Source organism: Pseudomonas sp. HMSC057H01 (assembly GCF_001836405.1).
Taxonomy (GTDB): Bacteria; Pseudomonadota; Gammaproteobacteria; order Pseudomonadales; family Pseudomonadaceae; genus Pseudomonas; species Pseudomonas aeruginosa.
In genome coordinates, this window is the sequence record NZ_KV828437.1 from 92,639 (window position 1) to 104,684 (window position 12,046).

Sequence of the window (12,046 nt, forward strand, 5' to 3'; positions counted from 1 at the left end):
GCCGCCATGGCCTGGTTCCATCTGCTGGTGGCGGCGGCCTTCGAGGTCGCCTTCGCCATGGGCATGAAGTTCTCCAACGGCTTCGGCAAGCTCTGGCCATCGCTGCTGACGGTGGTCGCGGCGATCGGCGGGATCTATTTCCTGACCCTGGCGCTGCGCGAGTTGCCGGTCAGCGTCGCCTATCCGATCTGGACCGCGATCGGTTCGCTGGGCACGGTGTTCCTCGGCGTCCTGCTGCTTGGCGAGAGCCTGACGGCGGTGAAGCTGATTTCTGTCGGGTTGATCGTCGCCGGGGTGGCCGGGCTCAAGTAAGCGATGCGGCACTTGGCCTACAATCGGCCGCGTTTCCGTTCCTTCGAGAGCAGCCATGCTGACCACCCTGGCGGTGTCCAACTACCGCACCCTGCGCGACCTGGTGATGCCGCTGCGGCGCCTGAACCTGATCACCGGCGCCAACGGCGCCGGCAAGTCCAACGTCTACCGGGCCTTGCGCCTGCTGGCGGACAGCGCGCGCGGCGAAGTGATCCCGTCGCTGGCGCGCGAGGGCGGCCTGCCATCGACCCTGTGGGCGGGACCGGAGGACATCAGCCGGGCCATGCGCAGTGGCGCCCAGCCGATCGAAGGCAGCGTGCGCCGGCAGTCGGTGAATCTGCGCCTGGGCTTCGCCGGGGAGGATTTCGGTTATTGCATCGACCTCGGCCTGCCGGAGCCAAGCCAGAGCAAGTTCGGTCTCGACCCGGTGATCAAGCGCGAATGCATCTGGGCCGGCCCGTTCCTGCGCCCGGCCAATGTCCTGGTCGACCGTCGCGGGCCGTTGTTGCGCGCACGCGGCGGCGGCGGTCGCTGGGAAGTGGCGGCGCAGCACCTCGCCACCTTCGACAGCATGCTGGGCGCGGCGGTGGACCCGCGACAGGTGCCGGAACTGCTCGGCCTGCGCGAGCGGATCCGCTCCTGGCGCTTCTACGACCATTTCCGCAGCGACGCCGAGGCACCGGCGCGGCGCCCGCAGATCGGCACCCATACGCCGGTGCTGGGCGCCGACGGCGCCGACCTGGCCGCGGCCCTGCAGACCATCCGCGAGATCGGCGATGCGGCGGCGCTGGACGAGGCGGTGGACGATGCCTTTCCCGGCAGCCGCCTGCACATCGACAACCCGGGAGGGCGCTTCGAAGTGCTGATCGAGCAGCCCGGCCTGCTGCGGCCGCTGCGCACCGCGGAGCTGTCGGACGGCACCCTGCGCTACCTGCTGTGGATCGCCGCCCTGTTGTCGCCGCGGCCGCCGGCGCTGCTGGTGCTCAACGAACCGGAAACCAGCCTGCATCCCGACCTGCTGCCGGCCCTCGGGCGCCTGGTCGGCCAGGCCGCGCAGCACTCCCAGGTGCTGGTGGTGTCGCACGCCGCGCGGCTTGTCGCGACGCTCGAAGAACACCCGGAATGCCATTCGCTGGGGCTGGAGAAGGACTTCGGCGAGACCCGCATCCAGGGGCTGCGCGAGCTGGACCGGCCGGCCTGGTACTGGCCGGTGCGCTGAACCGCTACAGGCGGCCGATCTGTTGCGGCGACAACGGTACCTGGCAGCGGGTGGCGGTGCGTGGGTCGAGGTAGTCCCTGAGGAGCGGTGCCATGCCCTTGAGTACCTGCACCGGCAGGGCCGAGGTGAACTTGAACTGGCTCGACTCGCTGCCGTCGACGTAGGCGGTGAGGGTACCGAAGTGCCGCGGGCCGATGTAGAAGACGAAAGTGGCGGTGCGGTTCAGTGCCTTCGAACTGCGCACGTGGCCGCCGGCGCTGAAGGTCTGCAGGCGGTTGTCGCCGGTGCCGGTCTTGCCGCCCATCACCAGCGGCGCGCCGTCCGGACGGCTGAAGGTGCCTTGCAGGCGCCGCGCGGTGCCGGCGTCGACCACCTGGGACAGCGCGTTGCGCAGGGTGGCGGCGACCTCCGAGGTCATCACTCTCTGGCCGAGGGTGGCTTCCGGGGCGAAGCGCGTCTCGTAGGGCGTACCCAGGGCGAAGTCGAGGTGCTCCAGGCGCAGGGTCGGCATGCGCACGCCATCGTTGACGATGATCCCCATCAGTTCGGCCAGCGCCGCCGGGCGGTCGCCGGAGCTGCCCAGGGCGGTGGCGTAGGACGGCACCAGGTGATCGAAGGGATAGCCGAGTTTCTTCCATTGCTGGTGCAGGTCGAGGAAGGCCTCCACCTCCAGCAGGATGCGGATGCGCTTGTCGCGGGCGTTCTTGTGCCGCGACTTGAACAGCCAGCCGTAGACTTCCTTGCGCTCGGCGCCGCTGGCCGCCACCGCCTCGCCGAAGGTCGCCTGCGGCTGCTTCTGCAGATAGCCGAGCAGCCATAGCTCCAGCGGGTGCACGCGGGCGACGTAGCCCTGGTCGTTGAGGTTGAACTTGCCCGGGCCGTAGCGCTCGTACAGCTCGGCGGCGCGCTTGTCGGTCAGGCTGCCGCGGGGCAGGCGTTCGCGGAGGAAGGCGCTGAAGCTCGCCAGGTCGGCCTGTGGCTGCAGGTAGCGATGGATCGCAGCCAGCCGCACCGGCCAGGGACGCAGGCCGTCGAGGAAGGTCTCCAGGCGCTGGTTGGCGTCCTTGTCGCGGTACTTGACCCAGAAGCGGCGCAGGTAGACCTGGCTTTCCTTGTCGACGAAACGGTCGAGGTAGTCGGCGCGGCGCGGGTCCTTGTCGTCGGCCAGCAATTGCACCTTGCTCCCGGCGTTCTGGTAGATGTCGTGGCGGATCAGGTCGCGCAGCAGGCGCACGAAGGGCAGGTTGATCGATTCGCGCAGGGCTTCCAGCAGCATCGGCCGGCGGCCGTTGTCTTCCTTGCGGAAGTTGTTGAAGGTGTGCAGCCCGCCGCCGGTGAAGAAGCTCTCGTAGGGGCTGGCCGAATAGCGCCGTTCCATGGCCGCCTGGAGCATCGCGGAAAGATCGCGGTCGCGGCTGGCCACCAGGTGGTCGATGCCCCAGCGGAGGATGAAATCGAGCGGCTCCACTTCCACCTTGCGCAGCTCGGCGACGCTCATGCCGCCATAGTCGCGGTGGATCTGCGCGACGGTCTCCAGGTAGCTGGCCAGCACCCGTAGCTTGGCGGTGGAGCCCAGCTCCAGCTTGCTGCCTTCGTTGATGTCGAAGGGCTGGTCGGTGTTGTCGGTCTGCACCCGCACCTGGTTGCCGCTCGGCGTACGTTCGAACAGGGTGAAGCTGTAGCGTACCGAGCGGGTCGAGGTCGGGGTCAGCAGGCGTTCGCCGATCAGCCCGAGTTGGGCGGCGTAGTCCGGGTCGGCGAGTTTCTGCAAGTAGGCGGTGACGCTTTCCTGCAACTCGTGCTGGAGGGTGGTATTGGCCCGCAGGTCGAGACGGTCGAGGTCGTACAGTGGCACGCCGAGCATCCCGGCCAGGCGGGTGCGAGCCAGGGTCACGCCCTTGTTGGTCGGCAGCGGTTGCACCGTCGGCTGGCTGCGTGGGTCGCGGAACGCCAGCTTCTGCGCCAGCGCCGCATCGCGTAACGGCGCCTCGATGACGCCGGCCTGGGTCAGGACCCGCAGGTGGCTGTCGGTCATCCGGTCCAGCTCGTCGCGGCCGCGCGGCGCCAGATAGAAGGAAGGCCGGCGGTGGGCGATCATCAGCGCCAGCACCTGGCGCAGGGCCAGGCCCTGGGCGGCGAGTCCGGCCTTGCCGTCGAGGGCCTCGCCGACCTGCCGGTAGTCGGCGCCGTACCAGACCCACAGGCCATCGGCCAGGCCGGTGACCTCGCCGTAGCCCGGCGCCGCCGATAGCGGCACCGAGTTGAGGTAGGTGAGCACGATGTCCTGGCGCGCGGCGAAGTTGGCCGGGCCTTCGCGATAGCTGCGTACGCTGGCCGAGAGCATCTGCCGCAGCTTGTCGCCGATGCTGCCGGTGCGCCCTTCGGCAGAGTGGCGGTATTTCTCGATCTGGGTCGCCAGGGTGCTGCCGCCGGAGGAGTGCGCGCTGAAGCCGAGCATCTTGCCGACCTGCGACAGCGCCGCCTGGGTGAAGCGACCCCAGTCCACCGCCGGGTTGAGGTAGGGGCGTTCGTGATCGAGCAGGTCGCGGTTCTCGATGAACAGCAGGCTCTGCACCGCCAGCGGCGGCAGGCTGGCGAAGTTCGCGTAGCGCCGTTGCGGATAGCGGAAGTCGTAGATCGGCACGCCGCGGCAATCGGCGATGTCCAGCCCGGCCTGGGCCTTTTCCGCGTAGGGCGGGAACAGCCGGTGTTCGGCGTAGCGCATCAGCGCCGGGGAGAAGTGCGCCTGGCGGGTGATGGCGTAGTCGCGGTCGTACAGGCGCTGCATGAACGAAGGCAGCAACTGGTAGCCGAGGCGGCGGTCGAAGGGGCCGTCCGCCGGGAACAGGATGGCCTCGCTGGGACCCTGGCGCACCTCGTAGTCCAGGGTCGCGGCGTAGCGTGCCAGCTCGCGTGCCTGCAGCCGCGAGGTGTGCGCTTCGTGAAGTACCACGATGCCCACCGCGGCGAGGATCGGCAAGGCGAAGCCGATCAGCATCAGGCGTTGGCGGAGACGGCTTTTTCGAGGAGAAGCGGAGGCAGGGAGACTGCAGGGTTGCAGCTCGGAAGGGTCGTTCGTGGATCGTTCTGATGCACCCATGCTCGCACCGCCTGTAGCTGCGCAATTCATCCGCACCTGGGGGGAAGTCTAGTTGTCCCGCTGCAACCCTGCTGTCATTCGTGCAAGGAAAATCTCCCCGGCGGCAATCGGACGACCGAGGATTGGAGCGGCGTGGCGCAGGGGTTAGAGTGTCTGTCTGAGTTCCTTGTGTTTCGGGTCCGGAATGTCGATGCGCACACTTTTCCCCCTTCTCGTCGGTGTCGTCCTGGCGGGTTTCTCCGGCCTCGCGGCGCAGGCCGCGCCGGCGCCCTTCTACAAATGGCAGAGCAAGCTCGACGGCCAGGTCGCCTGCATGCAGACCTCGCCGGGAGACGGCTGGGTCAGGCTCGACGGCCCCTACCGCGACCTCCGCTGCCGCGAACCCCTGCGCTGACCCCATGGAGCGCAGCCGACGGCTCGAGCGCAGCTGGCGCGGCAATGCCGAGGCCTGGGCCCGCGCCGTGCGCGAGGGACGCCTGGAAAGCCGCCGCCTGGCCACCGACGACGCGATTCTCCAGGCGCTGCGCCAGCGCGCGCCGCGGCGCCTGCTGGATATCGGCTGCGGCGAGGGCTGGCTGTGCCGGGCGCTGGCCGGCGAGGTCGGCGAATGCGTCGGCATCGACGCCTCGCCGGAACTGATCGAACTCGCCCGCGCGGCGGGCGGCGGTAGCTTCCGGCGCCTGGCCTACCGCGAGCTGGATGCGGCCTCGGGGCTCGGTCGTTTCGACGCCCTGGTGTGCAATTTCTCCCTGCTCGACGAAGACCTTGCCGGTTGCCTGGCGGCCTGGCCGGCTCTGCTGGAAAGCGGCGGCGAGTTGCTGATCCAGACCCTGCATCCCTGGGCCGCCGGCGACGAGGACTACCGCGACGGCTGGCGCGAGGAGCGCTTCGACGGTTTCGGCGAAGGCTTCCGCGACAGCATGCCCTGGTATTTCCGCACCCTGGAGTCCTGGCTGGCGCTGCTCGACGGCAGCGGCTGGCGCCTGCGGGGCCTGAGCGAAACCGTCCATCCCCGGCTCGGCAGGCCGCTGTCCCTGTTGCTGCGGGCGGGACTCGCCGAATGAAACCTTTCAGCCCCGCAATGGGCGTTGCAGAGCGCTTACGCCTTTGGTCCAGTTGCCCTGTCGCGGGGCATGACGGCCTCGAAATCTTGTGTAAAACTCCGGCCCGACCTCAGTTGTAGTCGACTCCCGCAATGCCCACGTTCGCTCCACGAGAGCGGACAGCCTCTTCCGGTGTGCAGTCCTGGAACCTATGACGCCCCGTCGTCGCCCGCTGTGCGGTATCGCGCAGGGGCCGCGCCGTTGGTGAAATCCGCTTCCCTACCCCGACCGTACGAGCGAGTCCGCAACTGATCTATCTCAATAACAAAATGAGGTTGTTCCCATGTCGTCTGTCGGCGAACAGAAGGTTCAAGACGGCTCCCTGAAGCGCGAGCTCGGTGAGCGACACATCCGCCTGATGGCGCTCGGCGCCTGTATCGGCGTCGGCCTGTTCCTGGGCTCGGCGAAGGCCATCCAGATGGCCGGCCCGGCCATCATGATCTCCTACATCCTTGGCGGCCTGGCGATCCTGGTGATCATGCGCGCCCTCGGCGAGATGGCGGTACACAATCCGGTGGCCGGTTCCTTCAGCCAGTACGCCAAGGATTACCTGGGCCCGCTGGCGGGCTTCATCACCGGCTGGAACTACTGGTTCCTCTGGCTGGTGACCTGTGTCGCCGAGATCACCGCCGTCGCCGTCTACATGGGCATCTGGTTCCCCGACGTGCCGCGCTGGATCTGGGCCCTGGCGGCCCTGGCGAGCATGGGCACGATCAACCTCATCGCGGTGCGTGCCTTCGGCGAGTTCGAGTTCTGGTTCGCCCTGATCAAGATCGTCACCATCCTGGCGATGGTGGTGGTCGGCATCGGCATGATCGCCTTCGGCTTCGGCAACGACGGCATCGCCACCGGTATCTCCAACCTCTGGGCCCACGGCGGCTTCATGCCCAATGGCATCCAGGGCGTGCTGATGTCGCTGCAGATGGTGATGTTCGCCTACCTCGGGGTGGAAATGATCGGCCTCACCGCCGGCGAAGCGCGTAACCCGACCAAGACCATTCCCAGCGCGATCAACTCGGTGTTCTGGCGCATCCTGCTGTTCTATGTCGGCTCGCTGTTCGTGATCATGTCGCTCTATCCGTGGAACGAGATCGGCACCCAGGGCAGCCCCTTCGTGATGACCTTCGAGCGCATGGGCATCAAGACCGCCGCCGGGATCATCAACTTCGTGGTGATCACCGCCGCGCTGTCGTCCTGCAACGGCGGCATCTTCAGCACCGGGCGCATGCTCTACAGCCTGGCCCAGCATCGCCAGGCCCCGGCCTTCTTCGGCAAGGCCTCGCGCAGCGGCGTACCGCGCCGGGCGCTGATCCTGTCGATCCTGGCGCTGCTGCTGGGCGTGTTGCTGAACTACCTGGTGCCGGAGAAGGTGTTCGTCTGGGTGACCTCCATCGCCACCTTCGGCGCGATCTGGACCTGGGCGATGATCCTGCTGGCCCAGTTGCGCTTCCGCAAGACGCTCAGCCCGGCCGAGTGCGACAAGCTGCAATACCGCATGTGGCTGTACCCGCTCAGTTCCTACCTGGCGCTGGCGTTCCTGGTGATGGTGGTGGTGCTGATGGCCTTCTTCGAGGACACCCGCATCGCCCTCTACATCGGCCCGCCGTTCATCCTGCTGCTGACCGTCCTGTACTACGCCTTCAACCTGGCGCCGAAGGAGCCTGCCGGCACCGGCTCGGTAAGCCGCGCGGCGTCCTGAGCGGTGTAGCGCCGGAAAAGAAAAGGGGCCTCGGACGAGGCCCTTTTTTCGTTGCGCCGATATCCGGTCCGGTGCATCCGGCGGATAACGCCGTTGGCGTTATTCGCCCTACCCAGGCTGGGGCATCAGCCCGCCAGCATGCTCAGCATCACCGCCGCCAGCAGGCCGACGTACACCCGCGCATGCAGCGCATCGGGAATCCGCCCGATCAGCGGGGTCGCCAGGCGGATGCCGAGCCAGCCGCCGCCGGCCAGAGTGGCGAAGGCCAGCAGGTCGATGTAGCCGACGAAGCCTCGGCCCAGGCCTTGCTCCTGGTAGCCGGCCAGGACCAGATAGGTAAGGGTGCCGCCAAGAGCCACCGGCAGGCTCAGCGGGTTGGCCATGGAGGTCGCCTGGGTCATGCTCAGCCCGCAGCGGCGCAGCAGCGGTACGGTCATCACGCTGCCTCCGACGCCGAGGAAGGTGGCGATCGCACCGATCAGCGTTCCGCCCAGGCGCGTCTCGCCGACACCCAGCGGCCGCGCCTGGCGCTCCTCGGCGCGGCTGAGGAAGCCGCGGCGCAACAGGCAGTCGAGGATGGTGATGGCGAGGTAGGCGACGAAGGCCAGGCGGATGAAGTCGCCGCTGGCCAGGCCGACCAGCGCCGCGCCGAGCACCGCGCCGACACCGATGTACGCGCCCAGCGGCCAGACATAGGCGCGCAGCAGGCTGCCGGCGCGCCGGTGGCGATAGGTGGCGAGGGCGGCGTTGACGATCATCACGCAGGTCGAGGTGGCCACCGCGACCTGCATGGCCGCCTGGGCCAGCGGGTCGTCGGCGGCGCGACCGAGTTGCAGCAGGTGATAGAGCAGCGGCACCACCACGAAGCCGCCGCCAAAGCCGAACAACACGGCGCTGACCCCGGTGAGGCAGCCGCAGAGAAAGAGCAGGAGATAGAACATGGCGGGTTTCCGGAACGAGAGCGGAAGGCCAGCTTAGGTGTCCCGGGGTTGGCCCGCTTCGCGAGGTTGGCCAATACTATTCGTGTTTCGGCCAGGTGCTTCGACCATGCGCAACGCTTCCATCGAGCAGTACGACGCCACGCCCCGGGCCGTGGTGGCCATGGGTACCGACTATCCCGACGGCTACCTGCTGCCGCGCCATCGGCACCGTCGCGCGCAATTGCTGTACGGTGCCAGCGGAGTGATGCAGGTGCGTACCGGCGACGCCGGCTGGGTGGTGCCGCCACAGCGCGCGGTGTGGATTCCGCCGGGCGTCGAGCATGAGGTGCGAATGCTCGGGGTGAGCACCCGCAGCCTGTACATCGAGCCCGGCAGCGCCACGGCGATGCCGGCGTACTGCCAGGTGCTGGCGGTGTCGCCGTTGCTGCGGCAACTGTTGCTGGCGGCGGTGGACATGCCCCTGGAATACGACACCGAAGGTCGCGACGGCGCGCTGGCGACGCTGTTGCTCCATGAGCTGGCGGCGGCCGAGACGCTGCCGCTGCACGTGCCCTTGCCGCCCGAGCCGCGCTGGCTGGCGCTTTGCGAGGCGTTCCTCGTCGAGCCCGACATCCGCGCCAGCGCCGAGCGCTGGGCCGGGCTGCTGCATACCAGCCTGCGCAGTTTCAACCGCACCTTCCGTCGCTACACCGGCCTCAGCTTCGGGGCCTGGAAGCAACGCGCCTGCGTGGTGCAGGCACTGGCGCGGCTGGCCGGCGGCGAAACGGTCACCGCCATCGCCCTGGACTGCGGCTACCAGAGCCCGGCAGCCTTCTCGACCATGTTCCGCCGGGTCCTCGGCCAGCCGCCCAGCGCCTTCCAGGCGGGCGCGCTCAGATCGCCAGGAGGTCCATGAAGCGGTTCACCGGCGTGGCTTCCAGTGACGCCTGGTGGCTGCACAGGTCGAAGATCCTTTGGCAGCGCTGCGGCGGGAAGCGCGTGGCCAGGTTGGCCTTGAACTTCTCCTGCAGCAGCGGAATGCTTTCGGCGCGCCGGCGGCGATGGCCGAGCGGGTACTCCACGGCGACCTGGCCGGTGCTGCTGCCGTCGTCGAAGAACACTTCCAGGGCGTTGGCGATGGAGCGCTTGTCCGCCTCCAGGTATTCACGGCTGTAGCGCGGCTCCTCGACGATCTCCATTTTCTCGCGCAAGCGGTCGATCAGCGGGTGGGCGGCGTGGAAGGCGTCCTCGTAGTGCTCGGCCACCAGGTCGCCGAAGATCAGCGGCACGGCGGTCATGTACTGCAGGCAATGGTCGCGGTCGGCGGGGTTGGCCAGCGGGCCGACCTTGGAAATGATGCGGATCGCCGACTCGTGGGTGGTGATGACGATGCGGCTGATCCGTTGCAGGCGGTCCTTCACCAGCGGATGCAGGCGCACGGCGGCCTCGGCGGCGGTCTGCGCGTGGAATTCGGCGGGGAAGCTGATCTTGAACAGCACGTTTTCCATCACGTAGCTGCCGTAGCCCTGGGGGAAGCTGAAGCGCCGCTTGTCCTCGGGCTTGGTCGCCAGGTCCTTGCTGGTGTGGCTGAACAGGACATCGTAGAAACCCCACTGCGGCGCGCTGAGCACGCCGGGGATGCCCATCTCGCCGCGCAAGGCGATGTCCGCCAGGCGTACGCCGCGGCTCGTCGCGTCGCCAGCGGCCCAGGACTTGCGCGAGCCGGCGTTCGGTGCGTGACGGTAGGTGCGCAGGGCCTGGCCGTCGACGAAGGCGTGGGAGAGGGCGGCCAGCAGTTGCTCGCGGTCGGCCCCCATCAGCTTGGCGCAGACGGCGGTGGACGCGACCTTGACCAGCAGCACATGGTCGAGGCCGACGCGATTGAACGAGTTCTCCAGGGCGATCACGCCCTGGATCTCGTGGGCCATGATCATCGCTTCCAGTACCTGGCGCATGCTCAGCGGCGCTTCGCCGTTGGCCAGGCGTTTCTGCGAGAGGTGGTCGGCGACGGCGAGGATGCCGCCGAGGTTGTCCGAGGGATGGCCCCACTCGGCGGCCAGCCAGGTGTCGTTGTAGTCCAGCCAGCGGACGATGCAGCCGATGTCCCAGGCGGCCTTGACCGGGTCGAGCCGGAAGGAGGTGCCCGGCACCCGCGCGCCGTGCGGGACCAGGGTGCCCTCGACCAGCGGGCCGAGGTGCTTGGTGCATTCCGGGAAGCGCAGCGCCAGCAGGCCGCAGCCGAGGGTATCCATCAGGCAGTTGCGGGCGGTGTCCAGGGCCTCCGCGGAATCGATGCGGTAGTCCAGCACGTAGTCGGCGATGTCCTGCAGGACGGCGTCGTAGTCGGGACGTTGGTTGAGATCGACGTTGGCACTCATCGCGTACTCCAGTGGTTCGTAAGTGGTGGGTTTCCTCTCGGGTCAGGCTGGTTCGGGGATGGTTTTTCTTGTCGTGGCTGCAAGACGCCCCGGCCTTTCGCGGTGGCGGAAGGCCGGAGCAAGGATAGGTCGGTTCAGAAGGCCTCGCCGGGTACGCGCACCCAGCCTTCCATGAGGATTCGCGCGCTGCGGCTCATGATCGCCTTGGTCACCGTCCATTCGCCGTTCGCCTGGCTGGCCTCGGCGCCCACTCGCAGGGTGCCGGAGGGATGGCCGAAGCGTACCGCGCTGCGTTCGCCGCCGCCGGCGGCGAGGTTCACCAGGGTGCCGGGAATGGCCGCGGCGGTGCCGATGGCCACCGCCGCGGTACCCATCATCGCGTGGTGCAGCTTGCCCATGGACAGCGCGCGGACCAGCAGGTCGATATCGCCGGCCGCCACCAGCTTGCCGCTGGCGGTGCGGTAGTCGCGGGGCGGGGCGACGAAGGCGATCTTCGGCGTGTGCTGGCGGGTCGCGGCTTCCTCGGGGGTCTTGATCAGGCCCATGCGCAGGGCGCCGGCGACGCGGATCCGTTCGAAGCGCGCCAGTTGCTGCGGGTCGCCGTTGATCTCTTCGCGCAGCTCGGTGCCGCGGTAGCCGATCTCCTCGGCATTGACGAACACCGTGGGAATCCCGGCGTTGATCATGGTCGCCTTGAAGGTGCCGACCCCCGGCACCTCCAGGTCGTCCACCAGGTTGCCGGTGGGGAACATGGCGCCGCCGTCCTCGCCGTCGTCGGACGGGTCGAGGAACTCCAGCACGATCTCGGCCGCCGGGAAGGTCACTCCGTCCAGTTCGAAGTCGCCGGTTTCCTGGACTTGGCCGCCGCTCACCGGCACGTGGGCGATGATGGTCTTGCCGATATTGGCCTGCCAGATGCGCACCTCGCAGATGCCGTTTTCCGGTATCCGCGCCGGATCCACCAGCCCGGCGTGCAGGGCGAAGGCGCCGGCCCCGGTGGAGAGGTTGCCGCAGTTGCCGCTCCAGTCGACGAAGGGCTTGTCGATGGAGACCTGGCCGTAGAGGTAGTCGACGTCATGGCCCGGCTGGCTGCTCTTCGAGAGGATCACGCACTTGCTGGTGCTGGAGGTGGCGCCGCCCATCCCGTCGATGTGCGCGGCATAGGGGTCGGGACTGCCGATCACCCGCATGAACAGCCGGTCGCGCGCCTCGCCGGGGACCCGGCAGGATTCCGGCAGGTCTTCCAGGCGGAAGAACACGCCCTTGCTGGTGCCGCCGCGTAGGTAGGTGGCGGGGATGCGGATCTGGGGGGGGG

The 12,046-nt window shown here is 68.3% G+C and carries 10 protein-coding genes; 6 read left to right on the forward strand and 4 right to left on the reverse strand.

Annotated elements, in window-relative coordinates; translation table 11 throughout:
- The first annotated feature begins 6 nt into the window (after positions 1-6).
- Both HMPREF2581_RS10820 and HMPREF2581_RS10825 read left to right on the forward strand, forming a co-directional pair.
- Positions 7-312 carry a DMT family transporter gene (locus HMPREF2581_RS10820; protein ID WP_003109756.1) on the forward strand — a complete coding sequence of 102 codons (306 nt, stop codon included), beginning with the start codon at positions 7-9 and terminating at the stop codon, positions 310-312.
- Between the two features lie 55 nt (positions 313-367).
- On the forward strand, positions 368-1,531 hold the full coding sequence (locus tag HMPREF2581_RS10825) for an AAA family ATPase (protein WP_003109755.1): 1,164 nt from the start codon (positions 368-370) through the stop codon (positions 1,529-1,531).
- Positions 1,532-1,535: 4 nt separating this feature from the next.
- On the opposite strand, the gene HMPREF2581_RS10830 is transcribed toward HMPREF2581_RS10825, so the two are convergent.
- Complete coding sequence (locus HMPREF2581_RS10830) at positions 1,536-4,661, reverse strand: transglycosylase domain-containing protein (RefSeq protein ID WP_003140922.1); 3,126 nt, start codon at positions 4,659-4,661, stop codon at positions 1,536-1,538.
- Between the two features lie 154 nt (positions 4,662-4,815).
- Here HMPREF2581_RS10830 and HMPREF2581_RS10835 point away from each other — a divergent pair, with 154 nt between their 5' ends.
- The 3 genes from HMPREF2581_RS10835 to HMPREF2581_RS10845 all read left to right on the forward strand — a co-directional run bounded on the left by HMPREF2581_RS10835 (position 4,816) and on the right by HMPREF2581_RS10845 (position 7,433).
- Positions 4,816-5,025, forward strand: coding sequence for a hypothetical protein (locus HMPREF2581_RS10835; protein WP_009875978.1), 210 nt, complete (start codon positions 4,816-4,818; stop codon positions 5,023-5,025).
- A gap of 4 nt (positions 5,026-5,029) precedes the next feature.
- Positions 5,030-5,695, forward strand: a complete 666-nt coding sequence (locus HMPREF2581_RS10840; RefSeq protein ID WP_003140921.1) for a class I SAM-dependent methyltransferase — start codon at positions 5,030-5,032, stop codon at positions 5,693-5,695.
- A 322-nt stretch (positions 5,696-6,017) separates the two neighbouring features.
- Positions 6,018-7,433 carry an amino acid permease gene (locus tag HMPREF2581_RS10845; RefSeq protein WP_003140920.1) on the forward strand — a complete coding sequence of 472 codons (1,416 nt, stop codon included), beginning with the start codon at positions 6,018-6,020 and terminating at the stop codon, positions 7,431-7,433.
- Between the two features lie 125 nt (positions 7,434-7,558).
- Here HMPREF2581_RS10845 and HMPREF2581_RS10850 read toward each other — a convergent pair whose 3' ends face one another.
- A complete protein-coding gene (locus HMPREF2581_RS10850) occupies positions 7,559-8,374 on the reverse strand; it encodes a sulfite exporter TauE/SafE family protein (RefSeq protein WP_003085615.1) in 816 nt (271 codons plus the stop codon).
- 106 nt (positions 8,375-8,480) lie between these two features.
- Here HMPREF2581_RS10850 and HMPREF2581_RS10855 point away from each other — a divergent pair, with 106 nt between their 5' ends.
- Complete coding sequence (locus HMPREF2581_RS10855; RefSeq protein WP_003109751.1) at positions 8,481-9,269, forward strand: AraC family transcriptional regulator; 789 nt, start codon at positions 8,481-8,483, stop codon at positions 9,267-9,269.
- Here HMPREF2581_RS10855 and prpD read toward each other — a convergent pair.
- Both prpD and prpF read right to left on the reverse strand, forming a co-directional pair.
- Positions 9,247-10,731: a 2-methylcitrate dehydratase gene (gene prpD / locus HMPREF2581_RS10860; RefSeq protein WP_003140919.1), complete on the reverse strand. Its 1,485-nt coding sequence runs from the start codon at positions 10,729-10,731 to the stop codon at positions 9,247-9,249. The genes HMPREF2581_RS10855 and prpD overlap by 23 nt on opposite strands.
- Before the next feature lie 134 nt (positions 10,732-10,865).
- Positions 10,866-12,046, reverse strand: a 1,181-nt coding sequence (gene prpF / locus HMPREF2581_RS10865) for a 2-methylaconitate cis-trans isomerase PrpF (protein WP_043084419.1), incomplete at its 5' end; no start/stop codon positions are given.

Coding starts and splice junctions, on each gene's coding strand:
- HMPREF2581_RS10850 (WP_003085615.1), bottom strand. CDS start 8,374: ATGTTCTATCTCCTGCTCTTTCTCTGCGGCTGCCTCACCGGGGTCAGC.
- HMPREF2581_RS10830 (WP_003140922.1), bottom strand. CDS start 4,661: ATGAATTGCGCAGCTACAGGCGGTGCGAGCATGGGTGCATCAGAACGA.
- prpD (WP_003140919.1), bottom strand. CDS start 10,731: ATGAGTGCCAACGTCGATCTCAACCAACGTCCCGACTACGACGCCGTC.
- HMPREF2581_RS10820 (WP_003109756.1), top strand. CDS start 7: ATGGCCTGGTTCCATCTGCTGGTGGCGGCGGCCTTCGAGGTCGCCTTC.
- HMPREF2581_RS10825 (WP_003109755.1), top strand. CDS start 368: ATGCTGACCACCCTGGCGGTGTCCAACTACCGCACCCTGCGCGACCTG.
- HMPREF2581_RS10845 (WP_003140920.1), top strand. CDS start 6,018: ATGTCGTCTGTCGGCGAACAGAAGGTTCAAGACGGCTCCCTGAAGCGC.
- HMPREF2581_RS10840 (WP_003140921.1), top strand. CDS start 5,030: ATGGAGCGCAGCCGACGGCTCGAGCGCAGCTGGCGCGGCAATGCCGAG.
- HMPREF2581_RS10855 (WP_003109751.1), top strand. CDS start 8,481: ATGCGCAACGCTTCCATCGAGCAGTACGACGCCACGCCCCGGGCCGTG.
- HMPREF2581_RS10835 (WP_009875978.1), top strand. CDS start 4,816: ATGTCGATGCGCACACTTTTCCCCCTTCTCGTCGGTGTCGTCCTGGCG.